The organism is Stenotrophomonas sp. RIT309 (assembly GCF_000632045.1).
GTDB lineage: Bacteria > Pseudomonadota > Gammaproteobacteria > Xanthomonadales > Xanthomonadaceae > Stenotrophomonas > Stenotrophomonas indicatrix.
On record NZ_JFYS01000027.1, the window covers coordinates 29,014 to 54,971 of the forward strand.

Sequence of the window (25,958 nt, forward strand, 5' to 3'; positions counted from 1 at the left end):
CAGAACAGCTTGAAGAAAGAAGTTATTACTTCTTGGCTTCTTCAGCAGCGTCCTTGGCCTGCTCAGCGGTAGCTTCGGCAGCCTTGGCGGCGTCCTTGGCTTCGCCAGCAGCGGCGTCGGTGGCAGCGCCAGCAGCCTGGGCAGCGGCGTCGACCGAAGCGTCAGCAGCGGTGGCGGCGGTGTCAGCGGCCTGCTGGGCAGCGTCGGCGGTCTGGGCGCCAGCAGCGGCGGCCTGGTCGGCAGCAGCCTGGGCTTCGGTGGCGGCCTGGTTGGCCGAAGCAGCGGCGTCCTGGGCAGCTTCCTGCTTCGAGCAGGCGGCCAGGGCCAGAGCCAGGGACATCGCGACCAGCAGCTTGTTGATGCTCATTGTGTAAATCCTCGTCGTTAGAATTAGGCAACGCGCATGCTGCGCGCCGACAACATGATGACAAGCCAAGATTGGGTGTCAAGCGATCCCGCATTCATTTTTGCGAAATAGACGTTAAACCCTTTCAGATCAACTCGATGGCGATAGCCGTCGCTTCGCCGCCGCCGATGCACAGGGTGGCAATGCCGCGCTTGCCGCCGCGCGTGCGCAATGCGTTGACCAGGGTGACCACCAGGCGTGCGCCGGAGGCGCCGATCGGATGGCCCAGCGCGCAGGCACCGCCATTCACGTTGAGCTTGTCGTGCGGGATGCCCAGTTCGCGCATCGGTGCCATCGCCACCACAGCGAAGGCCTCGTTGACTTCGAACAGATCGACCTGGTCCAGCGACCAGCCGGTCTTCGCCAGCAGGGTGTGGATGGCACCGATCGGGGCGGTGGTGAACCACTCCGGCTCCTGCGAATGGGTGGCATGGCCGACGATGCGCGCCAGCGGCTGCAGGCCGCGTGCGGCAGCATCTTCTTCGGTCAGCAGGACCACGGCGGCAGCGCCGTCGGAGATGCTGGAGGAACTGGCGGCGGTCACGCTGCCGTCCTTCTTGAAGGCCGGGCGCAGGGTCGGGATCTTGGCAATGTCCGAACGACCAGGCTGTTCGTCGCTGGCGACCTCGACTTCACCCTTGCGGGTGGCGACCTTCACCGCAACGATCTCGTCGGCGAAGGCGCCGTTGGCCTGGGCTGCCTGTGCGCGCTTGACCGATTCGATGGAGTAGGCGTCCTGCTCTTCGCGGGTGAACTGGTACTTGTCCACGGCGCATTCGGCGAACTCGCCCATGGCCTTGCCGTCATAGGCATTGACCAGGCCGTCGTGGGCCATGTGGTCCACCGCCTGGAAGTTGCCGAAACGGTTGCCGGTGCGCGAATTGGGCAACAGGTGCGGCGCGTTGGACATCGACTCCATGCCGCCGGCGACCACGACCTTGGCCGAACCGGCCTTGATCAGGTCATGCCCGAGCATGATGGCCTTCATGCCCGAACCGCAGACCTTGTTGAGGGTGGTGGCGCCGACCGACAGCGGAATACCGGCGGCGATCGCTGCCTGGCGGGCAGGGGCCTGGCCGAGATTGGCCGGCAGCACGCAGCCCATCAGGACTTCGGAGACGTCGCTGGCAGGCACGCCCGACTGTTCCAGCGCGGCGGCGATGGCGGCCGCGCCGAGGGTCGGGGTCGGAACGCCGTTGAACTGGCCGAGGAAGGAGCCGATGGCGGTGCGCTTGGCGGCGGCGATGACGATGTTGGACATGGCAATCTCGTTGATGCGTGAGCAATGTTCGGAAAGGAGACGACGGGCGTTGGATACGGCGCCGTTTCCCGGCAGACTGCGTGGGGGTCGGCCCAGTATAGAGGGTCGGCGAAGACTGCCGCTGGGCAGTACTGGATGCCTGCCCGGATGGCGGCAGGCCAACGTTCATGGGAAGGAAACGATGGAACGTAAGACGATGGGAAGGTCGGTCCTGGCATCGGCGCTGGCGGTGGCGCTGACGGCGTGTGGCGGTGGAGGCGGCGGCAGCAACGTGCGCATCGACCCGCCCCCGACCACGCCTCCGGTCACGCCCCCGGTTACCCCGCCGCCCGCTGCCAGACCGCTGGAGCCCGCCGTCGATGCGCATCTGGCACAGACCAACGCGCGTGCGGCACAGGCCACCGGCGCGACCGGCCGCGGCGTGCGCATCGGCATTGTCGATTCGGGCGTGCTGCGCAGTGCCGAGGCGCTGAACGGGCGGGTGGTGGCCAACCTCAACTACATCGACCCGAGCCGCAACAATCTCAACGTCGATGACGTACTTGGCCATGGCACGGCCGTCGCCAGCCTGGCGGCCGGTGTACCGGTGGGGGTCTGGCCCGGCGGCATCGCGCAGGGGGCGGAGATCGTCTCGGCACGCATCATTTCCGACACCACGCCCAAGGATGACGGCAGTGGCCGGGGCAACTCCTTCAGCGGCACGCTGGGCGTGGCCGGGGTCCACCAGGACCTGATCAACTACGGCGTGAAGGTGATGAACAATTCCTGGGGCGGCCTGTACTGGACCGACCTCGGCACCACAGCGCAGGTCGCGGGCGAATACCGCCCCTTCATCGTCAATCACGGTGGCCTGGTGGTGTTCGCCGCAGGCAACGAAGGGCGCGACCAGCCCAGCAGCGTGGCCGCGCTGCCCAGCCAGCGTGGCTTCGGCGGATCGCTGCCGGCAGCGGATCTGGAAAAAGGCTGGCTGGTAGCTACTGCGATCGATCCGAACAAGCCCGGTGAACGTGCGCCGTGGGCCAATGCCTGTGGCGACGCCGCGCGCTATTGCCTGACCGCTCCCGGCAGCGCGGTGTTCCCGGAGCCGGGTACCGGCAAGTACCTGTGGAACTACGGTACGTCCTTCGCCGCGCCGCTGATCTCCGGTGCTGCTGCACTCGTCTGGCAGCGCTACCCGTACTTCGACAACGACCTGGTGCGGCAGACCCTGCTCGGCACCGCCACCGACATCGGGGCGCCGGGCATCGATCCCATCTACGGCTACGGCATGCTCAACGTCGGCAAGGCGGTGAACGGTCCCGGCCGCTTCGACTGGGGCGATGTCCCGGTCAATGTCGACGCGGCCTCTTCGGGCTCGATCTGGAGCAACGACATCGCCGGCGCTGGCGGCCTGATCAAGCGCGGCGATGGCCGGCTGGAGCTGAGCGGCAACAACAGCTACAGCGGTGCGACCCGCATCGAGCGCGGCACCCTGGCCCTGCGCGGTGGCGCCGTGATCCGTTCCAACGTGAGCGTCTCCGGTTCCGGTGGTGCCTCGATGGCCGGCCTGCAGTTCATGCCCGGCACGCCGCGGGTGATCGGCAACGTCGACAACGGCGCCAGCGTGGTGCTGGTCAACGCCAACACCACCGCGACCATCGAAGGCAATTACAGCCAGCGGCCGGATGCGCAGCTGATCGTCGCGCTGGGGGTAAACGCGCTGCAGGTGACCGGCACCGCGCGCCTGGCCGGTGGCGTCGTGGTCGATGGCATCGTGTCCGGCTACGTGCCGCAGGTCGGCAGCCGGCAGGATCTGGTCCATGCCAACGGCGGTATCAACGGCACGTTCACCACGCCGGTGGCCAACACCAGCGCCAACGGCCTGACCCTGCTGCAGGCGCAGTACGGCTATGGCAGCAACGACGCGTGGATGGACCTGACCCAGGTCAACGTTTCGGCAGCCGCATCGGGCCTCGGCGCCAATGCACAGGCATCGGCACTGCGGGTGCAGTCGGCATTCACCGCGCTGGACCGCAATGCGGATCTGCAGGGCTCGGCGTTCGGCGTGGCCGCAGGCGCGCTGCAGCGTACGTCTGGCGGAACCGATGGCCTGTCGGCGAGCCTGGAGAGCCTGTCCGGACAAGCACATGCGCGCGCTGAAGCGTCGACCTTCGACAGCGTGGACATGTCGCGCCGCGCGGTTGCCGAGCGCTTCGACCGCGTGCAGGCTGCGCCGAAACTGCGTGGCGCCTGGCAGAGCGCGCTGGGTGAAGCCGGGCAGGGGAGCTTTGCCGGCAACACCGCCGACAGCCAGGGCTGGATGGCCGGCCAGGACGTGGCACTGGGCAGCAACGGCCTGCTGGGCATGGCCTTTGGCGAAACCCGCAGCAATGGTGGCAGCAACTTCAGTGGTGACCGTGGGCGTGACCGCCAGGCGCAGGCGCAGCTGTATGCCGGCTGGAGCCTGGGGCGTGGCTATGCGCTGGCCCAGTTCGGCACCGGCCAGTTCACCCGGGAACTGGATCGCCAGTTGCTGCTGGGTGCCGGTGCCTACGGTGTGTCCGCGCGCTACGGCGGACGTTTCAGCAGTGCCAGCGTTGAAGGCGGCTACCGTTTCGGGCGCATCGGTGCGTCGTTGACACCGTACCTGGGGGCAAGCAGCACCCGCCTGGACACCGATGGCTTCAGCGAGCAGGGCGGCTTCGGCTTCGGCCTGCGCGGTGAGGCGTCGCGTGCACAGCGCAGCCAGATGCTGGCGGGCCTGCGGGGTGAGCGGCAGTGGGGTCGTTGGACGCTGCGCGGCCATGCCGAATGGCAGCAACGGCTGGATGGCGGTGAGCAGGCCTGGCAGGCAAGTTTCGTCGGCGTTGATGCCTGGGCGCCGTTGGCCGGTGTTGACGCACCGCGTGGCAGTGCCTTGTTCGGCCTGGCGCTGGAATCGTGGTGGGGCCGCAATGGCCGCCTGAGCCTGGGCATCGACCAGCGCGTGGGTGGCGATGATGCACGTCAGGCGGCGCTGCGCTACAGCACCGGTTTCTGATCATGGCGCCGGGCGTGCTGCCCGGCGCGTTCATCCGGCGGTGCCGACCCACGGTCGGCACGCGTCCGGTTGCCGGGGGCGGCGCTCAGCCGCCGCGCAGGTCGCCCAGGCGCGGTGTGCTGCGGCCCAGCGGCATCTTCAGCTTGCCGATCGACAGGATGCGCGCTTCTGCGATCCGGTCAGCCGCGCGCTGCGGGGCAATGTTCTCGCGCTGCGACAGTTCGAAGATGCGTGTCAGGTTGTGGTAGATGCTGCGGATCAGCCGCATCGCGCGCTCGCGGTTGTAACCGTCGATTTCCAGCGACACGTTCATCACGCCACCAGCGTTGACCGCGTAGTCGGGGGCATACAGGATGCCGCGCGCATGCAGCTCGTCGCCGATCTCCAGGCTGGACAGCTGGTTGTTGGCGGTGCCACAGATGATCTTCGCCTTGATCCGCGGCAGCGTGTCGGCGTTGATCGCGCCTTCCAGCGCGCACGGCGCGAACACATCGGCGTTCACTTCGTGGATCTCGTCCGGCTTGACTGCCTCGGCGCCGAAATCGTTGACTGCACGATCCACCAGCGCGCTGTCCAGATCGGTCACGTACAGCTTGGCGCCACGGTCGCGCAGCAGCTTCACCAGTTCCATGCCGATATGGCCCAGGCCCTGCACCGCGATGCTGGTCTTGCCCACTTCCTCATGGCCGAACTTGAAGCGCATCGAGGCCATCAACGCCTGCAGCGCGCCATAGGCGGTGAACGGCGCCGGATCTCCCGAGCCGCCATGGACCTGGTGCACGCCAGTGACGAACTGGCTCTCCAGGTAGATGTTCTCCATGTCGTTGACGTCGGTGCCGACGTCCTCGGCCGTGATGTAGCGACCACCCAGCGAATCGACATAGCGGCCGAACGCGCGGAACAGCACTTCGGTCTTGTCGACCTTGGGGTCGCCGATGATCACCGCCTTGCCGCCACCGACATTGAGACCGGCCAGCGCATTCTTGTAGGTCATCGTGCGGCTCAGCCGCAGCACATCGGCCAGCGCATCGTCGGTGCTGGCGTAGGGGCGCATGCGCACCCCGCCCAGGGCGGGGCCCAGGGTGGTGTTGTGGATGGCGATGATCGCCCGCAGGCCGGCATCCTGGTTGTGGCAGAACACCACCTGTTCGTGGCCGGTGGTTGCGAGGGTTTCGAATAGCATGGGGTCTCCGATGGCGCGATCTGCGGTGAACTGCGGCGAACTGCCAATGAACGGTAGGGTCCGAAAACAAAAAAAGCGACGTCGTCGGTACAGGGGGACGGGTCGCGCGGCGCCATTCTAGTCCATTCGCCCGGGATATGCCGTCGACGCCGGACGCGCCCGGGTTAAAGAAGATGAAAGTGCGGCCGATGCTGCGACGACGGCAGGTCGCCGGATGTGATGAAGGCGCAGGGGCAGGCAGTGGCAGCAGGACAACGACAGGATGGGCGGCGATGACCGCAGCGTGGTGGCGATCTGTGCTCCATTGGCTGTCGCAGCTGACCGGGCAGGCCCCGGCACGCCTGGCCGCAGCCCCCCGCCAAGCAGTGGCGGCCGCGGCGGCCAGCCTGCAGGGCGACGCCTTGCCGGCGGCCGAGGTCGCCGCCCACCTGCAGCGCGGACTGCACGCGCTGGCCCTGTATCCGCGCTTGGCAGGCGAACCGGCGGCGGTCAGCGCATCGGGTCTGGCCGAAGCGGTGGACCGCGCGCTGCAGGACCGCGACTGGGCTACCCGGCAGCTGCCGCGGCGCCCGCAACTGCTGCCGCAGCTGATCCAGACGGTCAATGACGACGTTGCATCGGCGCGGGTGATGGCGGCGATCATCGGCCAGGATCCGGTGCTGACCGGCAACCTGCTCCGGATCGCCAACAGCCCGGCCTACAAGGTGCACGAGCGGCCTGTGGAAAGCCTGCAGCGGGCGGTGACCCTGGTCGGCACCGAAGGTGTGCGGCAGATCATCAGTGCAGTGCTGGTGCAGCCGGTGATGCAGGTGCAGTGCGAGGTGTTCCCGCAGTTCAGTTCGATCATCTGGGAGCACGCCCTGCTGGCGTCGCGCGCGGCCGCTGACCATGCGCGCACGGTCACCTTCGGCGATGCCTTCGCTGCGCAATGGCTGGGCCTGGTGCAGGGCCTGGGTGCGGCGCTGGTCATGCGTCAACTGCTGCAGGAAGCACAGGTGCGTGGCGAAGAAGTGGAGCCGGCGCTGGCCCTGCAGTTGCTGCAGCAGTGGTCACTGCCGTTGGCGCAGCGGGTGGCAGCAGCGTGGGAACTGCCCGAACCGGTGCATCAGGCCCTGGCGCCTGATGCAGACGGTCCGCTGGCCGACAGCCTGCGCTTGGCCAGCGCCGCCGCGGCGGCCAGCCTGCTGTGTCGGCACGGGCATGCCAGCCAGGGCCGCATGCTGGCCTTGCTGGAACAATTGCCGGCAGCGCCGCCACACGCGCTGCGCTGGATCTGGCGGCGCCTGCATGGGCGCAATGTGGAAACCCTGGACGAAAGCCTGCACGGCGATGGCGAGGGGGCCGCCCCCTGATCGTTACAGCTGGGATTCCAGCGGCAACCAGCTGATCACCCGTGCCGTCCAGCGTTTGCCAAGACTGCTGCCGGGCTCGGCATCGACCCAGTGCGGCGGCGGCTCGCGCTGCAGCCAGCGCAGTTCGTCATCAGCGCCCAGTGCCAGCCACCAGCTGTGTTCCGGGCTGGCCAGGCGCAGGTATTCCGAGCGCAGCTGTGCGCCCAGCACCGGGTCGTCGAACAGCACGCCCATCTCGGTGTTGAGATAGGCCGAACGCGGATCGAGGTTGAACGATCCGACGAACCCGCGCCGGTCGTCGACCAGCAATGCCTTGGTGTGCAGGCTGGCGCCGCTGCTGCCGAACAGGCTGCCGTCACCGGCCTGGCCGTTCGCCTTCAGTTCGTACAGCTGCACGCCGGCCTTCAGCAGCGGCACCCGGTAGCCCATGTAGCCACCGTGCACGGCAGCCACATCGTTGGCCGCCAGCGAGTTGGTCACCACGCCGACCTGGGCGCCGCGTCCGGCCATCGCCGAAAGTCCGTTCAGCCCTTCGCTGCCGGGAACGAAGTACGGCGAGATCAACAGTGCCTTGTAGCGCGTCGACTGCAGCTGCCGGACCAGCTCGGTGACCAGCCAGTCGTCGTGTGCATCGTCGTGGTGCTTCATCGGTGGATCGGACACGATCCGTACCTGCCTGCTCCAGTGCAGCGGCTCCGGGCTGGCACGCTGTCGCTGGCGCGACTCGGCCACGCGCTGCAGGTACGGTTGGGCCTGCGCATGCAGCGCGTCCAGATCGGACTGGCGCACCAGCTGGCGCAGCTGTGCATCGGTATAGGTTGCCAGCGCCGAGATCGGAATCGCTGCGTCGCTGTTCCAGTAGTCGTCGAAGATCTGGTTGGCCTGCTGCACGGCCGGGCCGGCCACCACCAGGTCCAGGTCATGGAAATTCACGTCGCTGCGCGCGCTGAAATATTCCTCGCCGATGTTGCGGCCACCCACGATCGCGATGCGGCCATCGGCGATCCAGCTCTTGTTGTGCATGCGGTGGTTCACGCTGAAGGCGCGTTGCACCAGCTCCAGCGTGCGGGCCATGCCGCTGCGGTTGCGGAACGGGTTGTACAGGCGAAGCTCGATGTTGGGATGCGCATCGAGCGCCATCATCAGCGCATCCTTGTCCTTGGCATTCATGTCATCAAGCAGGATGCGCACGCGCACGCCACGTTCGGCAGCGTCGTACAGCGCCTTGGCCATCAAGTGGCCGATCAGGTCGTCGTGCCAGATGTAGTACTGCAGGTCCAGGCTGCGGCCGGCGTGCTCGGTGATCATCGCGCGGGCAGCGAACGCATCCATGCCATCGCTGAGGAAGGCCACGCCCGACTGCCCGGGATGGGCGGCCTGCAGGGGCATCATCTGCCGATCAATGGGCGTCTGGGAAGGTTGCAGTGGCAGTACCTGCGACGCTTCGCCGCGCGCCTGCGGGGCCAGGTGGTCAGCCAGCAGCAGGCCGGACAGCACCAGCAGAAGCAGGGCGGCGATGATGATCGCGGCCACGCGCAGCAGGCGTCGCCATAAAGGTTTGCGCAGACTCATGACGCCGATGGTAGATCCTGGCTACGCATGGAGGTAGACCCACGCCAAGCGTGAATGAACTGTCACCGGTAGATCCACGCCACGCGTGGATGAACTGTCACCCCGGTAGATCCACGCCACGCATGGATGAGCTGCCACCGGTAGATCCACGCCATGCGTGGAAGAACTGCCACCGGTAGATCCACGCCATGCGTGGATGAAGCGCCGTGACTCAGAACCGCTCGTCGCTGCCCAGGTAGCGCCACTGGCCCACGGCCAGCGGGCCCAGCGCCACCCGGCCGATGCGCAGGCGGCGTACGGCCACCACCTGCAGGCCGGCAGCCGTCACCGCAGTCCTCAGTCCCTTCGCGGTCAGTCCCTTGCCTGCAAAACGCAGGCGCTGCTCGCTCTGCCAGCTGACCTTCGGGCCGCCTGCTTCATGCTGCAGCCGGGCCATCAGCCACGGGCCACGTTCCGGGCCGCCTTCAGCCACTTCGACCAGGTACTCCTGTTCGGTGCGGCCCAGGTTGCGCTGCAGGTGCGCGAGCACCGCCGGATCCTGGCTGACCACCACCAGCCCGTTGTCGTCGGCCGGCAGCGAGGATGCCAGCTGCAGGCCGTGGAAATGACGTTGCAGCGCACGGATGTCACTGGCATCCAGTTCGCTGCGGGTCTCGGTACGGATCAGCGCGCACAGGGCATCGGCTGGCACGCCCGCCGGTTTGTGCAGCAGCATGCTGGCGCGCTCGGCCTTGCTGTCGCTGGCCTGCTCGGCCACCACGATGCTGGCGCTCTCGTCCACCGGGCGCTGCGGCTGTTCCACCACTTCGCCATCGACGCTGACCCAGCCGCCCTCGATATAGCGCCGCGCTTCACCACGCGGGATGCCGAGCAGGGCGGACAGGCGTTTGTCGAGTCGGGTCGGTTCCATGGCGAAAGGTCGGGCAGGGGGCGCGCAGTGTAGCCGCTACGCCGGCTCAGCGCTGGCCGCGGTTGGCCAGCTCGGTCAGGTACAGGCGGGTATCGAACTCCAGCTGCAGGTAATCCGGCTCCATGTGCTGGCACAGCTGGTAGAAGGCCTTGTTGTGGTCGGCCTCCCTCAGATGGGCCAGCTCGTGCACCACGATCATGCGCAGGAAGGCAGCTGGCGCCTGCCGGAACACGGTGGCGATGCGGATCTCGCGGCTGGCCTTGAGCCGGCCGCCGTGTACACGGGAAATGGCGGTGTGGGTGCCCAGGGCATGCTTGATGACCTCCAGCGTGTTGTCATAGCAGACCTTGTTGAGCGGCACCGACTTGCGCAGGTAGCGGTCCTTCATGTCCTGGGTGTAGTCGTACAGCTGGCGGTCGCTGCGCACCTCATGCGGGTCGGGGTAGCGCTGCTGCAGCCAGGGGCCGAGCTTGCCCTGTGCCAGCAGATCGCTGACCTGGGCGACCAGGGGTTCGGGGTAGCCGGTGAGGTACTTCAGGACAGCCATGCAGGGGCGTCGGCGCGTCGGTAGAATGGGGCATCCAGATTACACGCGGTACGTATCGACCATGGCAAAGCCCAACGCGCTGCAGGAACAATTGCTCAAGGCCGGCCTGGCCAAGAAGTCGCAGGCCAGTGCCGCCGCGCGTGAACAGGCCAAGGCCCGCCAGGGCAAGGCCGAGTCGACGTCGGCGGAGGTCCAGCGTGAAGCTGAACGCGCGCGCGCCGAGAAGATCGAGCGTGACCGTGCGCTGGCTGCCGAGCGCAACGCGCAGGCCAAGCAGGCTGAGCGCAAGGCGCAGGCCAAGCAGATCATCAGCGCCCACGCCGTGCCGCACAAGGGCGAGGACGAGTACCGCTTCAGCGATGGCGCAGTGATCCGCACCCTGTTGATCGATACCAAGCTGCGCAAGGCGTTGTCGGTGGGCGTGCTGGTCATTGTGGCCCATGGCGATGGCTACGCGGTGCTGCCACGCGCGGCAGCGGAGAAGGTGCGTGAACGCGCCCCGGAAGCCATCATCGTCGACCATGGCACGCCCGGCTCCAGCGCCGAGATCTCCACAGGCAACGCCGAGGACGACGCCTACTACGCACAGTTCCAGGTCCCCGACGACCTGGTCTGGTAAGGCGGCGCTGAACCGGTCGCAGCGTCCGCCGGGCATGGCCCGGCGCTACCGATTGCGGCGGGGTGTATTGTCCCCATATCAGGCGACACACCTGCGGAGGATGGCCATGGCTACCGGTTGGGCCGGAGATGGCGCGGTCCAGGACCAGATCGACGCCACCGTCGACGATGCGATTGCCCGCGCGCGGCGCCAGCTGCGCCAGGGCCCGGGTCTGGAACACTGTGAGGAATGCGACGCGCCGATTCCTTTGGCGCGGCGTCAGGCAGTGCCTGGCGTACGGCTGTGCGTGAACTGTCAGCAGGCGCATGACGAAGAGGAACAGGCGCAGAGTGGCTACAACCGCCGGGGCAGCAAGGACAGCCAACTGCGGTAAGGGTGTTTGGCAGGGCTGCGCCCTGCACCCGCGGTAGTGCCGGCCGCTGGCCGGCAACCTTGAGAGCAACAGCAACAGCAAGAGCAAGAGCAAGAGCGGCATTCCGTGGGATGGCGGGGCACTGTGGGTGTGCGGGGACGCCGTGAATCCATCCCTGGAGGCTTGGCCGCGGCATCCATGCCGCGGACACCCCGCAATCCGACACCGCCCCACCTCTGGCAGGTTCCCGCGATCTGTCATGGATCCACGCCATGCGTGGATGAATTCCGATGGAAATCGAATATTTCGATATTGGATCGAAGAGCATCCACGCATGGCGTGGATCTACGTGTCGACCAAGGTCGACACCTACCAACAGCAGCCGGGAATTGTCGAAGGCGGGGCACTGTGGGTTTGCGGGGTGTGAGCGGCATGGATGCCGCGACCAAGCCTCCAGGGATGGATTCACGGCGTCCCCGCACACCCACAGTGCCCCGCCATCCCACGGAATGCCGGCTTTTGACGTTGACGTTGACGTTGACGTTGACGTTGCCTTGGTTTGAAGGCCTCTGCGGGTGCAGGGCGCAGCCCTGCCGAACAATCCCCTCAGCCGTCGCCCTGGATGCCGCCGGGCGCCTGCGTCGGGTCGCGCCAGCGCCGCACCGTGCGCTGGAAGAACAGGTTGTTCGGCAGCTGCAGCACCGTGCCCTCGTGGCCGCTGCCGGTTTCCTGCAGCGTGGTGTAGATCAGGTTCACGTCGATTACCCGGCCCTTCAGCCCGGGCTTTTCGCCGTTCTCCAGCACTTCGATGTAGTCATGCAGGCGGAAGGGTCGCGTGGTGAAGATCAGCAGCGTGCAGAAGATGTTGGACAGCACGCTCCAGGCCGCGAAGAACGCCACCGCGCCCACCGCAGCGAAACCGGTGAAGGCCGTCCACAGCACCGAGGGCGATGCACCGAGCAGGCTGAGGATGTACAGCACAGCGCTGAAATAGACCACGAAGCTGGTGATCCGGCGCGCGCCCATCACCATTTCCGGCGGCAGCGTGTAGTGGTCGGCGAAGCGGCGGATCAGGCGCCGCGCCAGCACCCGCAGCAGCCAAGCGGCGAGCAGGGTGATCAGGATCTGCAGGGCGATCCCGATGTCATGCAGCCAGGGGTGGGTCCAGGCGGGCAGGTGGTCCTTCAGCGACAACATCATGGGGCGACAACGTGTGACGGAAACGGGGCTTGATGTTACCCGGCGCGTGTCGACGTTTCGACCGCCTGTGCCCAGGCAAGGCAGACAAGGTCCTGTTTGTGCTGCTGCAGGCAGGCGCGGCCGCTTTCGGCACGCCAGTGCAGGGAAACGTCGAACGCCTGCAGCAGCATGCAGGCCGCGATCGCCAGCAGGGCGGCGCAGGAAGGGCTGGACATGGGAGGCTCCTGGCCGGGCAGGCCTGCGGGGGACCTGTGATGGATGCAGCCAGGCGCGAAAAGGTTGCAACCGAAAAGCGCTCCGGAAGATCTAAACCTTTTTCCGGCAGGCCGCATCCAACGGATATGCTCGACACCACCATGCCCGCGCCGCCTGCCGCCAACGACGTCGTCGACGAAACCGCCTTGGTACGTGCAGCGGCGGCCGGCGATACCGCTGCCTATGAACAGCTGTATCGGCAGCATGCGCCGCGGGTGTTTGCCACCCTGTGGCGGCTGTGTGGCGGGCAGCAGGCGCGTGCCGAGGATGCATTGCAGGAAGCGTTCCTGCAGGCATGGAAGGCACTGCCCGGCTTCCGTTTCGAGAGCAGCCTGTCGACCTGGCTGCATCGGTTGGGAGTGAACGCCGCGCTGATGGAACTGCGCGGTCGTGCCGCCGGGCATGACCACGACAGCCTGGACGACGTGGACGGTGGGCTGCCGGAGATGGCGGTGCATGACGGCTGCGCCGGCACCGAACGCGACCTGGAACGCGCGTTGGCGACCCTGCCGCCGCGCGCGCGTGCGGTCTTGGTGCTGCACGATATCGAAGGCTGGAAACACCATGAAATCGCCGGCCAGCTGCAGATGGCGGTCGGCAGTTCCAAAGCACAGCTGCATCGCGCGCGTGGCCTGCTGCGCGCGCGCCTGGGAGACATGACATGAGTACGCACGACCCCGATCACGACCTGCTGGCGCGCCTGCGCGCCCTTCCCGCGGAACGCAGCGCACCGGCCGATGGCTGGGAACGCCTGTCGGCGCGGTTGCCACCCCGCGAACCGGTTGCCGTGCAGGCGCCGGTGGACAACGTGGTGGCCTTGCCACTGCGCACCCGTCGACGCTGGTGGCTGCCGGTTGGCGCGGCGTTGGCAGCCAGCCTCGCGCTCTACGCGGTGGCGCCGTGGCGGCACGCGCCCGAGTCGCTGCCTGCACCCAGCGGCCTGCAGCTGCAGGCCGATGCGATGACCGAACAGTACCGGCAGGCAGTGGCGTCGCTGCCTGATGGCACTGCGCCGGAGTGGCAGCCCGCGCTGCATGAACTGGATCGCAGCGCGGAACAGATCCGCGCCGCGATGGCGCAGGACCCGCGTGCGCCGCACCTGCTTGGACAGCTCAAGCGGACCTATGCGCTGCGGCTCGAACTGACCCGGCAGGCGGCCCAGGCCGCCTCCGGTCTGACAACCTGAGGAGACCCCCCGATGCGAACCCTTTTCCCTCTCTGCGCGGCCCTGCTGCTGGTGCCCGCCATGGCGCTGGCCGATACACGCGTCGATGAACGCCACAATGTTGCTGCAGGCGGCCGCATCGAACTGAGCAACGTCGCTGGCAAGGTGACTGTACGCGGCTGGGACCGCAATGACGTGCAGCTCACCGGCACGCTCAGCGACGGCCTGCAGCTGCGCCAGGAAAAGAGTGCCAACCGGGTGCGCTGGGAAATCGAGTATCCGCGACGCGGCAACAATGGCGGCGCCACCTTGACCCTCAACGTGCCGCGCTCGGTGGAGCTGCTGCTGAGCACGGTCAGTGCCGACCAGGACATCAGTGGCGTGGACGTGCGGCGGCTGCAGGCCGACACTGTCAGTGGCAATCTTGCCGCCGCCGGTCGTAGTGGCGACAGCGTGCTCAACACGGTCAGCGGCAATGTCACTGCGCGGTTGCAGACCCCACGGCTGGACGTGAACACGGTCAGCGGCCGGATCGAGGCCGGCGGCGGCGTTTCCGGGGAGATCGGGGCGCAGACGGTGTCTGGCCGGGTAGGCGTCGATGCCGGTCGCATCCAGCGCCTGGTGGTGGAGACGGTATCCGGAGGCATCGACCTGTCGGCGACCGCCTTGGCACCAGGCGGGCGCATCAACGTCGAGTCGGTCAGTGCCTCGGTCAGCCTGCGCCTGCCGCGCACGGTGTCGGCGCAGCTGTCAGTGAACAGCTTCAGCGGGTCGATCAACAGCGACGCCGGCAAGGTGGAGCGGCCGCGCTATGGGCCGGGCAGCAGCCTGGATGCGCGGCTGGGCAGCGGCGACGGCGATATCCGCGTGCAGTCGCACTCGGGTAGTGTGCAGGTGCGCCTGGACCGCTGAGCGCGGCCCGGCAGGCCGCGGCGGCAGCGCCGCCGCGGTCGGGGGAGGGTCAGCTGGCTTTCTTCAGCGCCCAGGTGGTACCGAGAACTTCAATCTTGCCACCGCTCTTGCGGAACGCGGCCAGGTCGGAGGCGATCGAGTCGCTGTTGACCACGGTGCTGGCGGATGCGCCCTTGCGTTCGCTGCGGATGCTGTTGCTGGCCTTCGCGGGGGTCTTTGCCTTGCGGGGCATGGTTGCTCCTGTCAGGTGGAAGGGGAGGAAAGCGCGCAGGATTCAGCCTGGCGCAGGTAGTCCTGCCGCTCGCGGCGGCAGTCGTCGCCGCCCATCGAAAACTGGCGGCAGATCGCCGGGCGCTGCGAATAGATCGTGCAGCGCAGGTGATACGGATCGATCGCCGCGCACCAGCCTTCCTCGTTGCGCGCCATCACGGCACGGCCGTGTGCATCGCGCGACAGGAACTGGCCAGGCACGTGGTCGCCGGGCTGCAGCAGGACCGGCAACCGGCAACAGACCGCGTCACAACGGCGGCAGTCGATGGGTGCTGGTTCAGCGTCAGGTTGTACGGCCACAGGGGCCTGGCGGGTGCCCAAAGCGGGTCTCGATGGCGGCTCGGGTAATACGCGGACCATGATCGAGCCAGAGGGCATGGTCGCCAGACCCGCTGGGCGGGTCAGGCTGCACCATGGGTACACACACCGGCGAGGCCAGCGGAAGGTGCAGCGGTTTTCTAGCCGGCCAAGGGTAGCTCAGACCGCGTAACGTTTTGTTAATCCCGGCTGGCTGCCGCCAGCGCGAGGCCCTGGACGACCCCCAGCGAGGGCTCGCCGTGCACCATCCGGGCGCCCGGGAACGCCTCGGCAGCGGCCTGCCGCAGGTAGCCGGCGCGGGACATGCCGCCGGTCAGGAACACCGCGTCAGGGTCGCCGCCGATGTCGCTGCGGACCTGGGCCAGCAGTTCGCGGATCTGGCTCAGGTAGCCATGGGCGGCGGCGGCCAGGCCGTCGGCGCTGTTGTCCACGTGCAGGTCGCGGGCGATGTAATCCAGCGTGCTGCGGTGTTCGCTGGCACCGCTGAGGGCGATCTTGGCGCGCTCGACATCGCGGTACAGGCGGGCGGTGTTGCCGGTGTCCTGCAGCGCCTGCAGGCGCGCGCCCCACGGCGCGTCGACGTTGTCGTAGTTGTGCTGGCGGAACTCGCGCTGGCGGGTCATGTCCTGCACGGTGGCCGCTTCCACGTAGTGGTGGGTGGGCACGCGGGTGATGCCGCGGCCGAACAGCGGCATGTAGCCGGAAAGGCTCAGGGCCAGGTCGATATCGGTGCCGCCGCGGGCAATACCCCAGGCACGGTGGATGCGCGGGGCCTGGCTGCCGCCCACTTCGGCGTGGGCGATATCGGTGGTGCCGCCGCCGATATCGACGATCACCGCCTGATGGCGATCGCGGCTTTCAGCGTGGTAATGCATTGCTGCGGCGGCAGGCTCTTCGAGGAAATCGATGTGGTCGAAACCAGCCTGGCCGGCTGCTTCGCGCAGGATGTCCAGGGCCTGGTCGTTGCCGGCCTCGCCGATCGAGCTGCGGAACTGCACCGGGCGGCCGAGCAGGGCGCTGCGCAGCGGCTGGCCGAGCTGGGCGCTGGCGGTCAAGCGGATGTGTTCGAGGATGTGCGCGGCAATGCCGGTGATGGTCTGCCGCGCGCGTGGGTGCAGGTTGTAGCCGAGCATGGACTTCGGGCTCTGCACGAGGTTGCCTTCGTGCTCCTCGAAATACGCTTCCAGCGCGTCGTCGCCATAGACGGCGTTCTGCAGCAGGTCGCTGGCGCTGCGTTCCTTTCCGGCGCGAGCCTCCATCCATTCCCGGCGCAGGGCGCGCAGTGCCTCGCGGCGCAGGGCCTGTGGCGTGCGCTCCTGGCCAGCGGCGCGGGCTGCACGGGCGGCGCTGTCGATCAGCTGCTGCAGTTCGTGTTCCTGCCCGGCGTCGAGCTGGAAATCGTCCGGGTCGGGCACCACGCCGGGGAAGTACACGCTGGTGCGGAACTGTTCGGCCTCGCCGAAGCGGATCGGCAGCAGCTTCCCATCACGCACGATGGCGGCGGCGGAGTTGCTGGTACCGAAGTCGATGCCGAGGCGCATGGGGAGGTCCGGGGACGATCAGGGGCCGCGCACTCTGCTGGAGTTTGCCGCGCGCTGCAAGTTCCGGTGCCTGCCTCGGGCGGGGTGGGGCGAGGTCCGGTCCGGACCGACGCCGGAAAATGAACGAAAAGGCAGGGCGGTTACAATGGCCGCTGTTGATTCATTTTGAGGTACTTGCAATGTCTTCTGTTCCCGCCTGCCCGCAGTGCACCCTGGAAAACACCTATGCCGATGGCGCGCTGTGGATCTGCGCCGACTGCGGCTTCGAGTGGACGGCCGAAGAAGGTACCGGTTCGACCCTGGTCGTGCGTGACAGCAACGGCAATACCCTGCAGACCGGCGACACCGTCACCGTGATCAAGGACCTGAAGGTCAAGGGCTCCTCAATCCCGCTCAAGCAGGGCACCGTGATCCGCAACATCCGCCTGGTCGAAGACGATGCCGAGCACATCGAGGGCAACTCGGACAAGATCAAGGGGCTGGTGCTGAAGACCTGCTTCCTCAAGAAGGCCTGATCGCGCCTCAGCGCTTGGCCTGCTGCGCCCGCCAGCGGGCCAGGCTGTCCAGCTTGGCCTGGTAGCGTGCCTGCTGCGTTGATCCGCCCAGTTCCTGCGCCCGCAGCAGTTCGCGGTCCGCACGTTGCAGCCGGCCCGTCAGGAAATACACCCGCGCCAGGCCGAAGTGGAACTGGTGCGCGGTGTCGTACAGGCGCACCGCCCGCCGGTAGTACGTGATCGCCTTGTCCAGGTCGCCAGCGCGTTCGGCCTGGGCACCCTGCATGTACTGCGCGAACGGGTCCTCGCGCTGCACCGACTGCAGCTTCTTCTGCATGGCTTCCGCCTGCGCCGTCATGCCCAGCTTGCGATAGAGCGCACTGGCGTTGTTCAGCGCTGCACTCTGGCGTCCGTCCAGGCGCAACGCCGTGTCCAACGCCGTGCGTGCCGCCTGGTCATCGCCCAGGCGGTTGTCGAGCACGCCGATGTTGTTCCATGTCGAGGCGAACTCCGGGTCCTGCGCCAGCGCGGCATCGAAGAAGGCGCGTGCTCCGCTCAGGTCGCCATCGGCCAGCTGCTCCGCGCCCCGGTTGTTGTAGTAGTGCGCCAGCGCCCGTTCGCGGCCAATCGGTTGCGGCCCGTGGCGGTCGTACAGCACGTTGCGGTCCAGGTCGACCGTACCGTAGCGGCCACCGACATCCACGCCGGCGTTGACGTGCCCGACGTTGTAGACAACGCCCTGGTCCTGGTCCTGGTACCACGACACCACCTGGCCGACTTCCTGCACCCGCGCCTGGATGCCGGCCTCACGGGCGAGGGTGACGAACAGCAGGGTGAAGGCGAGGCAGTTGGCGCGCTGGTGCTGCCAGATCTCGCTGACGGTGTAGGTCGCATCGGCGTCGTACTGCAGGTCCAGGCCGTGCTGGCTGAAGATCATCTCCACCAGCGCCTGCAGGCGCTGGTCGCGCGAGTAGCTGCGGCTGATCACCTGCTTCTGCAGCATCTCGCGCATCGCCGGCGGGATCGCGAGCACCTGTTCGGGTGTCGGCACGCTGGCGGCGGTGACCTTTACGCTGGAGATGGTCGGGATGGCGGGCGCAGCGGCTGGAGCATCCTGCGCGGACAGGGCTGGTGCGCCGAGCGCGAGCAGTGGCAGGAGAAAGCATCGGGCGGCAAGACGGCGCATGACGGTTTCCGGCAGCGGCGGGCGCTCCCGCCTGCGGCCAGTGTAGACCCGCGCGTGGCGGTCCGCATCCACCGGCGATCGGCGCTGCGCTTCGTCCACAGCCGGTGTGGACCAACGCGCGACAAACCTGTGGACAACTGTCCTGCGCCCTTGCCCGGCACGGGATGTGAGTTGCTGGTGAAAAAACAGCCAGCTTGCCCGGCGGTGCCAAGGGCGGGATCATCCCTGCATGGACTTCGCCCCGCTGACTCTCGCTCCCGCGCATTGGCAGGCTCTGCAGGATGCCTATGCGACGCCACCGCGCGCCTACCACCACTTCGGCCATGTGCGCGCGGTGCTGCAGCATTGCCAGGAGGTGGCTGCAGGTCCGGGCTGGCAGCAGCCGGCCGAGGTTTATCTGGCAGTGCTGTACCACGATGCGATCTACCAGGCCGGCCGCAAGGACAACGAGGCCAGGTCGGCCGCGCTGGCCCTGCAGGCGATCGCGGACTGGCCCGAGCTGGCATCGGTCGATGCCGGCCGGGTCGAGCAGTTGATCCTGCTCACCGCCCGCCATGGCGAGCTGGGCCCGGCCGATGTCGATGCCGAAGCGGCGCTGTTCCTCGACTGCGACATGGCGATCCTGGCGGCACCCGAGGAGGTATTCGCCGCGTATGACCGCGGCGTGGCCGAAGAGTACAAAGGCGTGGTGCCGGGCTTCCTGTACCGCGCCGGACGCCGCCGCTTCCTGCAGGGGCTGCTGCGCGCGCCGCGGATCTTCCTCAGCGACTTTTTCGACCAGCAGCTTGATGCCGCCGCGCGAGCCAACCTGCGCCGCCAACTGGGCGCCTGAGCGCGCCGCTACACTACCCACCTGCCATTGCGTGGTGTTGTTTGCAGCCGTGACCGTCTCCGATACTCCTGCCGATCCCCGTCCACTGCCGCCGGAAGAACCCGGTCCCAACGAGTGCTGCGGCAGTGGCTGCCCGTTGTGCGTGCTCGACCTGTACACCGAGGAGCTGCAGCGTTATCGCAAGGCGCTGGCTGAGTGGCTGGCACGGCATCCGGACGCTGGCCCATGACGTGGGCGCGTCCGGCCGCGACGCTGGCGCTGGTGGCACTGCTGTTGTTCGTGGCGACCGCGTTGTGGACGCAGTTCGCGCGGGCCGATCTGGATTGGGTGAAGGCCACCTTGAGCCTGTACCTGCATGGGCCGTGGGGCCTGGCGCTACGCAGCGCCTACTGCCTGCTGGCACTGGCCATCGCCGTGCTCGGCATCGCGTTGTATCGGCACAGCGTGGGGCCGCGGCGCAGCGCAGCGGCACCGCTGTTGTTCTGCGTGGCTGCCGTTGGCCTGGCCACCGTCGCCATCGGTGACAGCTGGCTACCCGCGGCAACGCCGTTGCTGGCGCCGTTGATCCACGGCCTGGCCGCCAATACCGCCTTCCTGTGCGCCAGCGTCGGCATGCTGCTGCAGGCCTGGTACCTGCGCCGCGAGCCAGGCTGGCGGGGCAGTGCGGCGCTGTTGTGGGGCTGGGCCTGGCTGGCCTTCGTGCTGCTGTGGGTACACGTGCTGTGGCGCGGTGGCCCACCGCGTGGGCTGGGGCAGAAACTGGTGATCGCGGTGATCGTCGGCTGGCTGCTGTGGTTGGCGCTGGCGCTGTATCGCCGCGGGCGTGCCGCCGGCACCCGCTGAATCAACCACCTGCCCGATTGCAGGGCGCCTGTACCGGTACGTGCCGTGCACGCAGCAGCGGCGTATCGTGTGCGCATTCCAACGGGATGCGAAACGATGCGTGCAGGGCTGGGCAGGGCGATGGGACTGGTGTTGGCGCTGGCGGCGGTGCCAGCGGTGGCGTCAGTGCAGCAGGTCAGCCATGGACGTTTCGATCAGGTGCCGGTGCATGTTCCGGCCGGGGCACCGCAACGGGTGGTGATCTGGTTCCATGACGGCGCCGATGCCGATGACAGCCGCATGCCGATTGAAGCGCTGCGCGCCGATGGTGCACTGGTCGCATCGGTGGATGTGGCCCACCTGCGTGGCGTGCTCAAGCGCGAAGGCAACAGCAGCTGCGCGTTCGGCGCGGGCGATGTCGAGAATTTCTCGCGTTGGGTACAGGCGTTCCTGCATCTGCCGGGGTATCACCTGCCGTTGGTCGGCGGCAGCGGCGAAGGCGCCGAACTGGCCTATGCGCTGGCAGCGCAGGCCGACACCCAGGTCTTTGCCGGCCTGCTGACCTCGGGATTCTGCCCGGCACATGTGCACGAGCGCATGGTCTGCGGTGATGGCGTGAAGCACGACCGCCTGCAGCCCAGCGAACTGAATTTCCCGTGGTTGAACGCGGCCGGCGCGCCGGGGTGTTCGACCAACAGCGCTGGCCCGTTCGTGCAGCAGGTTGCAATGGCGCGTGAATTCAAGCGCACCGCCGCTGGCGATGCGACACCGGGGCTGGTGGCCGCCGCGCGGGTGATCGGCGCGCAGGCCGGGGTCGCGCTGGCACCGCCGCCGGATGCCCTGAAGGGGCTGCCGGTAGTGGAAGTGCCGGCGCAGGGCAGCGGTGACACCTTGGCGGTGTTCGTTTCCGGCGATGGCGGCTGGGCCGGCCTGGACAAGGACGTGGCCGGCGCCCTGGCCGAACATGGCGTGGCGGTGGTTGGCATCGATTCGCTGCGTTATTTCTGGAGCGAACGCACGCCGCAGGGATTCGCTGTCGATCTGCAGAAGATCATCGGCCACTACCGCCAGCAATGGCAGCGCGACAAGGTGATGCTGATCGGTTTCTCGCAGGGCGCCGACGTGCTGCCGGCCACCATCAACCAGCTTGATGCAGGCACCCGCGCCGGCCTAGAGCGCATCGTGCTGCTGTCGGTGGGCAGGAACGCCGACTTTGAATTCCATGTCAGCAACTGGCTGGGCGGCGGTGGCGGCGGCCTGCCGATCGCGCCGGAAGTGGCGAAGCTGCCGGCGGCCAGGACCCTGTGCGTGTACGGCGACAAGGACGAGGATGCGCTGTGCCCCGATCTGCCGGGCAACGACGGCGTGCACAAGGTCAAGTTGCCGGGTGACCATCACTTCGGCGGTGACTACGATCGCCTGGCCGAGGTGATCCTCAAGGGCGGCGCGTAAGCGGCCTCATGGGACCACCGCCGGGCATGGCCCGGCGCTACCCGTGCGGACGATCCATCAGGTAGCGCCGGGCCATGCCCGGCGGATCGGGGCGTCAGTTGCGCCGCGGGTCCAGCGAGATCAGCCGCGTGGCATCCAGCAGTGCAGCCGGCAGGTGCATGCCGCCGGGCGCGGCCAGGTAGCGCGGTCGCCACTGCGGATCGAACTTCGACTTGAACCTGCGCAGGCCGCTGAAGCCATAGAAGCGCTCACCATGCCGTGCGAGCAGGCCGGCCAGGCGGTTCCAGCGACCGGCCAGACGGTGCTGGGCCAGGCCGGACAGCGGCGCCATGCCCAGCGAGAACCGTGCGTAGCCCTGCGCGCGGCCCCACAGGAACAGCTCGATGAACAGGAAATCCATCGTGCCCTTCGGTGCATCGCTGACATGACGCATCAGATCCACCGACAGTTCGGCGCCTGCCGGTGCCTGCCACAGGTTGGCAAAGGCCACGATCCGACCTTCAGCTTCGACCAGGGCGATCGGGAAACGCACGAGATAGTCCGGGTCGTAGCTGCCCAGCGAGAAGCCTTTCTCGTCGCCTGACTTGTCCTCCAGCCAGGCGTTGGAAATCGCATGCAGGCGTGGCAGCAGGGCAGGGATCTCTTCCGCCGGTGCTACGCGGAACGACAGCCCGCCGCGCTTGCCGCGGTTCCAGGCTTGCCGCAGGTCGGCACGCTCGCGGCCTTCCAGGCCGAAGTCGTGCAGCGGCACCATGGCCTCTTCGCCCAGCTTGACCAGGCCCAGGCCGAGATCGAGATAGGTCTGCCAATACGCCTCACCCACCTGGTAGAACACCGGGCGCAGTCCAAGCCGGTCGGCTTCTTCGCGGAAGCGCCAGATCAGTGCGCGCGCCACCTCCGGTGGCCCGACCGGATCGCCCATCGCGATCAGCGAGCCGCCGTAGCGCTGCATCATCACAAAGCCCTTGTGCTGCTCATCGCGCAGCACCGCCTTGTCGGCAGTCAGCACCAGGCAGGCCTGGGTGTCGGTGGCACCGGCCAGCACCGGTGCCAGCGCCTGCAGGGTTGCGTCGTCGGCAGGCGGCAGCGGGCTGCGCGTGCTGTGCAGCAGCCGCGCCAGGCCGAACATCACCAGCGCCATCGCCACCAGCAGCAGTGCACGCAGCGCGCGCGGCGCATTGCCGGACACGGCGAACTGCCACCACAGCTCGTTCTGGTATTCGACGTGGCTGTAAGTGAAGAACAGCAGCCACGTCACCGCCACCAGCACCAGGCCGAGGTTGCGCAGCCATGGCCACGACCAGGCTTCGTCCAGCAGCGCGCCCTGGCGATAGAACTCGCGACGTGCTGCCCACAGCGCCATCGCCACCAGCAACGCCGACAAGGCGATCAGCGGTTGGCCACCGCGCAGCCAGATCGGCAGCGGTGCGATCACGCAGATCGCCATCGCCAGCATCCAGGCCGCGTGGCTGCGGCGGGCCAGGCCTTGGCCGATCAGCAACAGGGCGACGCCGGCCAGGCTGCCGATCAGGTGCGAGGTTTCCAGGATCGGCAGCGAGGCATTGATCAGGTGCCGTCGCGGTGTGGGCAGGGTGCCGTCGATGACCAGCGCGGCGCCGACACTGAAGGCGGCCAGCGCGATGATCTGCGGCAACCACGGACGCAGCGCGTACCAGCCGGCGCGGGTGGCACCTGCGCTGGCCTGCAGCGGCTGCCGCAGCGCGGGCGCCAGGGCCAGCACAGTCGCCAGCAGCAGCGGCAGCACGTAGTAGCTGACGCGGTAGATCAATGCCGCCGCCAGTACTGCAGCCGGCGCCACCTGCGGCAGCAGCTTCAGCAGGCTCCACTCGAACACGCCAAGGCCGGCCGGTACCGTCGACACCAGGCCGGCCAGCACGGCGACCAGATACAGGCCGACGAAACCGGGCAGGCCGGTCGGCGTGGAATCGGGCAGCAGCACATAGAACGCGGCACTGGCCAGGACCAGTTCAACCACGCTCAACACGGTGACCCCGAGCATGGTGCGCCGGTCGGGCAGCCACAGGCCATGGCCGAAGATGCGGAACTGGCGACCGTTGCGGCCGACCAGGACGAAGGTGGCCGCATAGGCGAGCAGCGCGACGATGCCGACCACGCGCACCGCGCCGGGGTCCAGCGGCAGCGCAAGCGCGGCAGCGGCCGGCTCCATGCACAGCGCAACGCCGATCAGCAGCCACGCGCCGAAGATGAAGCCGAGCGTGCTCATCAGCACCACCTGGCCGATCTGCGCCAGGTCCAGGCCGGCACTGCGGTAGCCGCGCAGGCGCACTGCGCCGCCGGTGAGGGCGGCAAAGCCCACGGTCTGGCCCAGGGTGTGGGCGAGGAAGGCGGTGATGCCGATCCGTGCCGGGTGCACGCGGATGCCACTGCGGCGCAGGCCGATCGCATCGAAGCCGATCAGGCAGGCGTAGCTGGCCAGGCCGAGCAGCACGGTCAGCGCGATCTGCGCAGCGCTGAGCTCGCGGAAGGCCTGGCGGATGGCGCGGTAGCCATGCTCGTCGAATTCGCCGGCCAGCCCATGCAGGGCCAGCGCGAGGATCAGCAGCGGGACGACGATGGTGACGACCCGCTTCCAGGTCGGTGTGGAAGGGGAGGCAGTGGAATCGGTGGGTGCGGTCATCGGCGCAAGGGTGCGTCAGAAAGGGCGAGGGCGGTGTCAACGCAGGCGTGGCGCATCGTGCGCCTGTCCACGCCGTTTGACCAGCACTGCCGCTGTGCTGGTGGTGGCGGTATCCAGTGGCCGCACCGGGCACACACTTCCAACGCCGGCTGGGTGAGAATGCAGTCCAGACCACCCGCAGGAGCCACGCCCATGATGGAGCGTTACGACGTCGGACCGCGCATGTCCGAGATGACCGTGTACAACAAGGTCGCCTACCTTTCCGGCCAGATTCCGGAAGACACCAGCCAGGACATCACCGGCCAGACCCGGCAGGTGCTGGCCGAGATCGACAAGCTGCTGGCGCTGGTGGCCAGTGACCGCCAGCACGTGCTGCGTGCGGAGATCTTCCTGGCCGACATGGCCGATTTCGAGGGCATGAACAAGGCGTGGGACGAGTGGGTGGTGGAGGGCGCGACCCCGGCCCGCGCCACGGTTGAAGCCAAGCTTGCGCACGCCGAATGGAAGGTTGAGATCATCGTTACGGCGGCAGTGCCGTAATGAGCGGACAGGGGTCAGACCCCTTTTCCTCCGGAAAAGGGATCTGACCCCGTTTGCCGGGGAAGCTGACGCTGCAACATCCGTTACAGCTGCGGCTGCAGTCGTGTGCTTGCCTGCGTGCACAAGGCAAGGCAGGCCAGCATCAGGCCTTCCATGACCCGGTCGCCGACGTACTCCTCCGGCGCGCCGTTCTGCCGGGTGCGTTCGGCGGCCAGCAGGACCTCCTGCACCACGCGCAGCCCGGCCAGCGCGCAATCGGCATCGGCCAGCGCCATGCACCGGCTGGGAAGTTGATGCCGCTCCGGCCACGGCTGACCGTCAGCGGCGGCGCCGGTACCGATGCGCCGCAGGGTCGCAACCAACGTGGTGGGATCAAGCGCTGGCGACGGTTCCGTGTCCTCGTCGGCGTCTGCCGGGCCGAGGTAGGCGTGCAGATGGGGGAAATCCGATGCGTTCATGGCAAGGCTCCGTGCAGGACAGACGGTAGCCGCCACTCAAAGGTGGCGGACGGAGACGTGGCTCGAAAACCGGGACGCAAGACGAAACCGGTGGACCCGAAAGCCCCCACGCTCCGCCCGCCATGACCGGCAGACGGATTGCCAGCCGGCGCCACGCAAGGTGACGCCGGCTGGCAAGCGTAAACAACATCTTGCGTCGCGGGTTTTCGACACCCGGCCACCCTTTTTCGGCGGCTCACCATCTGTAAACCCGTCGTAGCGGAATGCCAATCAGACAAGTTGCAATGCCCGCAACGTCAGGAGGTTTCCGGCATTTTTGCATGCTGTTAAGCCGCCTCGAACGCAGGTGGCGCCACGGTCGCGATAGACCGAGCAATCTGCGACATGCATCGTGATTCGATAGTCGCCAGCGTGCGCAGGCAAGGTCGATTGCGACGACGGTTCATGACATTGGACAGATAGTGCGGACCAAGGTCCGCACCCACCAACACCCCAGCCATAGCATTGCAGTTGCTCGCCCGTCCGCCGCGGATATCTGTCGGGGGCTGGTGGGCGGGGGCAAGCGGGACCGCTGGCGCCATCGGCCCGGCGCCTGCGCCTGGCGGGCTGGGCAGGATCCCCAACCCCATACTT

27 protein-coding genes are annotated in these 25,958 nt (G+C 67.7%); 13 read left to right on the forward strand and 14 right to left on the reverse strand.

Annotated features, from left to right (window positions below; translation table 11 throughout):
• Positions 1-25: 25 nt before the first annotated feature.
• Together BW38_RS06045 and BW38_RS06040 are read right to left on the reverse strand one after the other, a co-directional pair.
• Positions 26-367 (reverse strand): hypothetical protein, encoded by a 342-nt coding sequence (locus BW38_RS06045; RefSeq protein WP_025879170.1) that lies wholly within the window; start codon positions 365-367, stop codon positions 26-28.
• Between the two features lie 124 nt (positions 368-491).
• The gene (locus BW38_RS06040; protein ID WP_025879169.1) at positions 492-1,667 is read right to left on the reverse strand and encodes a thiolase family protein; all 1,176 of its coding nucleotides are present in this window, start codon (positions 1,665-1,667) and stop codon (positions 492-494) included.
• Between the two features lie 181 nt (positions 1,668-1,848).
• On the opposite strand from BW38_RS06040, the gene BW38_RS06035 reads away from it, so the two are divergent.
• Positions 1,849-4,686, forward strand: a complete 2,838-nt coding sequence (locus BW38_RS06035) for a S8 family serine peptidase (RefSeq protein WP_032977108.1) — start codon at positions 1,849-1,851, stop codon at positions 4,684-4,686.
• Positions 4,687-4,771: 85 nt separating this feature from the next.
• On the opposite strand, the gene BW38_RS06030 is transcribed toward BW38_RS06035, so the two are convergent.
• Complete coding sequence (locus BW38_RS06030; RefSeq protein ID WP_025879167.1) at positions 4,772-5,869, reverse strand: Glu/Leu/Phe/Val dehydrogenase dimerization domain-containing protein; 1,098 nt, start codon at positions 5,867-5,869, stop codon at positions 4,772-4,774.
• Between the two features lie 272 nt (positions 5,870-6,141).
• Between BW38_RS06030 and BW38_RS06025 the strand changes: the two genes are divergently transcribed.
• The gene (locus BW38_RS06025; protein ID WP_032977110.1) at positions 6,142-7,221 is read left to right on the forward strand and encodes an HDOD domain-containing protein; all 1,080 of its coding nucleotides are present in this window, start codon (positions 6,142-6,144) and stop codon (positions 7,219-7,221) included.
• 3 nt (positions 7,222-7,224) lie between these two features.
• Here BW38_RS06025 and BW38_RS06020 read toward each other — a convergent pair whose 3' ends face one another.
• From BW38_RS06020 to BW38_RS06010, 3 genes are all read right to left on the reverse strand, one after another.
• Positions 7,225-8,793, reverse strand: coding sequence for a phospholipase D family protein (locus BW38_RS06020; RefSeq protein WP_032977113.1), 1,569 nt, complete (start codon positions 8,791-8,793; stop codon positions 7,225-7,227).
• Positions 8,794-9,004: 211 nt separating this feature from the next.
• Positions 9,005-9,703 (reverse strand): RNA pseudouridine synthase, encoded by a 699-nt coding sequence (locus tag BW38_RS06015; protein ID WP_032977114.1) that lies wholly within the window; start codon positions 9,701-9,703, stop codon positions 9,005-9,007.
• A 46-nt stretch (positions 9,704-9,749) separates the two neighbouring features.
• On the reverse strand, positions 9,750-10,250 hold the full coding sequence (locus tag BW38_RS06010) for a M48 family metallopeptidase (RefSeq protein ID WP_025879163.1): 501 nt from the start codon (positions 10,248-10,250) through the stop codon (positions 9,750-9,752).
• Between the two features lie 61 nt (positions 10,251-10,311).
• On the opposite strand from BW38_RS06010, the gene BW38_RS06005 reads away from it, so the two are divergent.
• Together BW38_RS06005 and BW38_RS06000 are read left to right on the forward strand one after the other, a co-directional pair.
• Positions 10,312-10,869 carry a DUF2058 domain-containing protein gene (locus BW38_RS06005; protein ID WP_025879162.1) on the forward strand — a complete coding sequence of 186 codons (558 nt, stop codon included), beginning with the start codon at positions 10,312-10,314 and terminating at the stop codon, positions 10,867-10,869.
• Positions 10,870-10,975: 106 nt separating this feature from the next.
• The gene (locus BW38_RS06000) at positions 10,976-11,242 is read left to right on the forward strand and encodes a DksA/TraR family C4-type zinc finger protein (protein WP_025879161.1); all 267 of its coding nucleotides are present in this window, start codon (positions 10,976-10,978) and stop codon (positions 11,240-11,242) included.
• Between the two features lie 585 nt (positions 11,243-11,827).
• On the opposite strand, the gene BW38_RS05995 is transcribed toward BW38_RS06000, so the two are convergent.
• Both BW38_RS05995 and BW38_RS05990 read right to left on the reverse strand, forming a co-directional pair.
• Positions 11,828-12,421 (reverse strand): mechanosensitive ion channel family protein, encoded by a 594-nt coding sequence (locus tag BW38_RS05995; protein WP_081794586.1) that lies wholly within the window; start codon positions 12,419-12,421, stop codon positions 11,828-11,830.
• Between the two features lie 35 nt (positions 12,422-12,456).
• Positions 12,457-12,636 (reverse strand): hypothetical protein, encoded by a 180-nt coding sequence (locus BW38_RS05990; RefSeq protein ID WP_032977115.1) that lies wholly within the window; start codon positions 12,634-12,636, stop codon positions 12,457-12,459.
• Between the two features lie 126 nt (positions 12,637-12,762).
• Between BW38_RS05990 and BW38_RS05985 the strand changes: the two genes are divergently transcribed.
• From BW38_RS05985 to BW38_RS05975, 3 genes are read left to right on the forward strand one after another with little or no spacing between them, the layout of a single operon-like run.
• A complete protein-coding gene (locus tag BW38_RS05985; RefSeq protein ID WP_032977116.1) occupies positions 12,763-13,341 on the forward strand; it encodes an RNA polymerase sigma factor in 579 nt (192 codons plus the stop codon).
• Positions 13,338-13,862 carry a hypothetical protein gene (locus tag BW38_RS05980; RefSeq protein ID WP_032977117.1) on the forward strand — a complete coding sequence of 175 codons (525 nt, stop codon included), beginning with the start codon at positions 13,338-13,340 and terminating at the stop codon, positions 13,860-13,862. Before BW38_RS05985 ends, BW38_RS05980 begins: the two co-directional genes overlap by 4 nt.
• Before the next feature lie 12 nt (positions 13,863-13,874).
• Positions 13,875-14,753, forward strand: coding sequence for a DUF4097 family beta strand repeat-containing protein (locus BW38_RS05975; RefSeq protein WP_032977119.1), 879 nt, complete (start codon positions 13,875-13,877; stop codon positions 14,751-14,753).
• Positions 14,754-14,802: 49 nt separating this feature from the next.
• Here the strand turns inward: BW38_RS05975 and BW38_RS05970 are convergent, their stop codons facing one another.
• The 3 genes from BW38_RS05970 to BW38_RS05965 all read right to left on the reverse strand — a co-directional run bounded on the left by BW38_RS05970 (position 14,803) and on the right by BW38_RS05965 (position 16,882).
• Positions 14,803-14,985, reverse strand: coding sequence for a hypothetical protein (locus BW38_RS05970; protein ID WP_025879072.1), 183 nt, complete (start codon positions 14,983-14,985; stop codon positions 14,803-14,805).
• Positions 14,986-14,996: 11 nt separating this feature from the next.
• Positions 14,997-15,290 carry a YkgJ family cysteine cluster protein gene (locus tag BW38_RS0120835; RefSeq protein WP_051501656.1) on the reverse strand — a complete coding sequence of 98 codons (294 nt, stop codon included), beginning with the start codon at positions 15,288-15,290 and terminating at the stop codon, positions 14,997-14,999.
• A 230-nt stretch (positions 15,291-15,520) separates the two neighbouring features.
• On the reverse strand, positions 15,521-16,882 hold the full coding sequence (locus BW38_RS05965; protein WP_025879074.1) for an Hsp70 family protein: 1,362 nt from the start codon (positions 16,880-16,882) through the stop codon (positions 15,521-15,523).
• A gap of 179 nt (positions 16,883-17,061) precedes the next feature.
• On the opposite strand from BW38_RS05965, the gene BW38_RS05960 reads away from it, so the two are divergent.
• Positions 17,062-17,397, forward strand: coding sequence for a zinc ribbon domain-containing protein YjdM (locus tag BW38_RS05960; protein WP_025879075.1), 336 nt, complete (start codon positions 17,062-17,064; stop codon positions 17,395-17,397).
• 7 nt (positions 17,398-17,404) lie between these two features.
• Here BW38_RS05960 and BW38_RS05955 read toward each other — a convergent pair whose 3' ends face one another.
• Positions 17,405-18,562: a transglutaminase domain-containing protein gene (locus tag BW38_RS05955; protein WP_032977141.1), complete on the reverse strand. Its 1,158-nt coding sequence runs from the start codon at positions 18,560-18,562 to the stop codon at positions 17,405-17,407.
• Between the two features lie 229 nt (positions 18,563-18,791).
• Between BW38_RS05955 and BW38_RS05950 the strand changes: the two genes are divergently transcribed.
• The 4 genes from BW38_RS05950 (at position 18,792) to BW38_RS05940 (ending at position 21,668) form a co-directional block, all read left to right on the forward strand.
• Entirely contained in the window at positions 18,792-19,394 is a 603-nt protein-coding gene (locus tag BW38_RS05950; protein ID WP_025879077.1) for a hypothetical protein, read from the forward strand.
• 49 nt (positions 19,395-19,443) lie between these two features.
• Complete coding sequence (locus BW38_RS0120840; protein WP_032952129.1) at positions 19,444-19,623, forward strand: oxidoreductase-like domain-containing protein; 180 nt, start codon at positions 19,444-19,446, stop codon at positions 19,621-19,623.
• Positions 19,620-20,237, forward strand: a complete 618-nt coding sequence (locus tag BW38_RS05945; protein WP_032977123.1) for a DUF998 domain-containing protein — start codon at positions 19,620-19,622, stop codon at positions 20,235-20,237. Before BW38_RS0120840 ends, BW38_RS05945 begins: the two co-directional genes overlap by 4 nt.
• Positions 20,238-20,333: 96 nt before the next feature.
• Positions 20,334-21,668: an AcvB/VirJ family lysyl-phosphatidylglycerol hydrolase gene (locus tag BW38_RS05940; RefSeq protein ID WP_279208971.1), complete on the forward strand. Its 1,335-nt coding sequence runs from the start codon at positions 20,334-20,336 to the stop codon at positions 21,666-21,668.
• A 94-nt stretch (positions 21,669-21,762) separates the two neighbouring features.
• Here BW38_RS05940 and mprF read toward each other — a convergent pair whose 3' ends face one another.
• Positions 21,763-24,327, reverse strand: a complete 2,565-nt coding sequence (mprF, locus tag BW38_RS05935; protein WP_032977132.1) for a bifunctional lysylphosphatidylglycerol flippase/synthetase MprF — start codon at positions 24,325-24,327, stop codon at positions 21,763-21,765.
• Between the two features lie 192 nt (positions 24,328-24,519).
• On the opposite strand from mprF, the gene BW38_RS05930 reads away from it, so the two are divergent.
• Positions 24,520-24,867 (forward strand): RidA family protein, encoded by a 348-nt coding sequence (locus BW38_RS05930; RefSeq protein ID WP_025879081.1) that lies wholly within the window; start codon positions 24,520-24,522, stop codon positions 24,865-24,867.
• An 83-nt stretch (positions 24,868-24,950) separates the two neighbouring features.
• Here BW38_RS05930 and BW38_RS05925 read toward each other — a convergent pair whose 3' ends face one another.
• Positions 24,951-25,325: a hypothetical protein gene (locus BW38_RS05925; protein WP_025879082.1), complete on the reverse strand. Its 375-nt coding sequence runs from the start codon at positions 25,323-25,325 to the stop codon at positions 24,951-24,953.
• Positions 25,326-25,958: the final 633 nt, after the last annotated feature.

Bases quoted from the DNA above. Each gene is read 5' to 3' on its own strand.
- BW38_RS06045 (WP_025879170.1), bottom strand. From the start codon at position 367: ATGAGCATCAACAAGCTGCTGGTCGCGATGTCCCTGGCTCTGGCCCTG.
- BW38_RS06040 (WP_025879169.1), bottom strand. From the start codon at position 1,667: ATGTCCAACATCGTCATCGCCGCCGCCAAGCGCACCGCCATCGGCTCC.
- BW38_RS06035 (WP_032977108.1), top strand. From the start codon at position 1,849: ATGGAACGTAAGACGATGGGAAGGTCGGTCCTGGCATCGGCGCTGGCG.
- BW38_RS06030 (WP_025879167.1), bottom strand. From the start codon at position 5,869: ATGCTATTCGAAACCCTCGCAACCACCGGCCACGAACAGGTGGTGTTC.
- BW38_RS06025 (WP_032977110.1), top strand. From the start codon at position 6,142: ATGACCGCAGCGTGGTGGCGATCTGTGCTCCATTGGCTGTCGCAGCTG.
- BW38_RS06020 (WP_032977113.1), bottom strand. From the start codon at position 8,793: ATGAGTCTGCGCAAACCTTTATGGCGACGCCTGCTGCGCGTGGCCGCG.
- BW38_RS06015 (WP_032977114.1), bottom strand. From the start codon at position 9,703: ATGGAACCGACCCGACTCGACAAACGCCTGTCCGCCCTGCTCGGCATC.
- BW38_RS06010 (WP_025879163.1), bottom strand. From the start codon at position 10,250: ATGGCTGTCCTGAAGTACCTCACCGGCTACCCCGAACCCCTGGTCGCC.
- BW38_RS06005 (WP_025879162.1), top strand. From the start codon at position 10,312: ATGGCAAAGCCCAACGCGCTGCAGGAACAATTGCTCAAGGCCGGCCTG.
- BW38_RS06000 (WP_025879161.1), top strand. From the start codon at position 10,976: ATGGCTACCGGTTGGGCCGGAGATGGCGCGGTCCAGGACCAGATCGAC.
- BW38_RS05995 (WP_081794586.1), bottom strand. From the start codon at position 12,421: ATGATGTTGTCGCTGAAGGACCACCTGCCCGCCTGGACCCACCCCTGG.
- BW38_RS05990 (WP_032977115.1), bottom strand. From the start codon at position 12,636: ATGTCCAGCCCTTCCTGCGCCGCCCTGCTGGCGATCGCGGCCTGCATG.
- BW38_RS05985 (WP_032977116.1), top strand. From the start codon at position 12,763: ATGCTCGACACCACCATGCCCGCGCCGCCTGCCGCCAACGACGTCGTC.
- BW38_RS05980 (WP_032977117.1), top strand. From the start codon at position 13,338: ATGAGTACGCACGACCCCGATCACGACCTGCTGGCGCGCCTGCGCGCC.
- BW38_RS05975 (WP_032977119.1), top strand. From the start codon at position 13,875: ATGCGAACCCTTTTCCCTCTCTGCGCGGCCCTGCTGCTGGTGCCCGCC.
- BW38_RS05970 (WP_025879072.1), bottom strand. From the start codon at position 14,985: ATGCCCCGCAAGGCAAAGACCCCCGCGAAGGCCAGCAACAGCATCCGC.
- BW38_RS05965 (WP_025879074.1), bottom strand. From the start codon at position 16,882: ATGCGCCTCGGCATCGACTTCGGTACCAGCAACTCCGCCGCCGCCATC.
- BW38_RS05960 (WP_025879075.1), top strand. From the start codon at position 17,062: ATGTCTTCTGTTCCCGCCTGCCCGCAGTGCACCCTGGAAAACACCTAT.
- BW38_RS05955 (WP_032977141.1), bottom strand. From the start codon at position 18,562: ATGCGCCGTCTTGCCGCCCGATGCTTTCTCCTGCCACTGCTCGCGCTC.
- BW38_RS05950 (WP_025879077.1), top strand. From the start codon at position 18,792: ATGGACTTCGCCCCGCTGACTCTCGCTCCCGCGCATTGGCAGGCTCTG.
- BW38_RS05945 (WP_032977123.1), top strand. From the start codon at position 19,620: ATGACGTGGGCGCGTCCGGCCGCGACGCTGGCGCTGGTGGCACTGCTG.
- BW38_RS05940 (WP_279208971.1), top strand. From the start codon at position 20,334: ATGCGTGCAGGGCTGGGCAGGGCGATGGGACTGGTGTTGGCGCTGGCG.
- mprF (WP_032977132.1), bottom strand. From the start codon at position 24,327: ATGACCGCACCCACCGATTCCACTGCCTCCCCTTCCACACCGACCTGG.
- BW38_RS05930 (WP_025879081.1), top strand. From the start codon at position 24,520: ATGATGGAGCGTTACGACGTCGGACCGCGCATGTCCGAGATGACCGTG.
- BW38_RS05925 (WP_025879082.1), bottom strand. From the start codon at position 25,325: ATGAACGCATCGGATTTCCCCCATCTGCACGCCTACCTCGGCCCGGCA.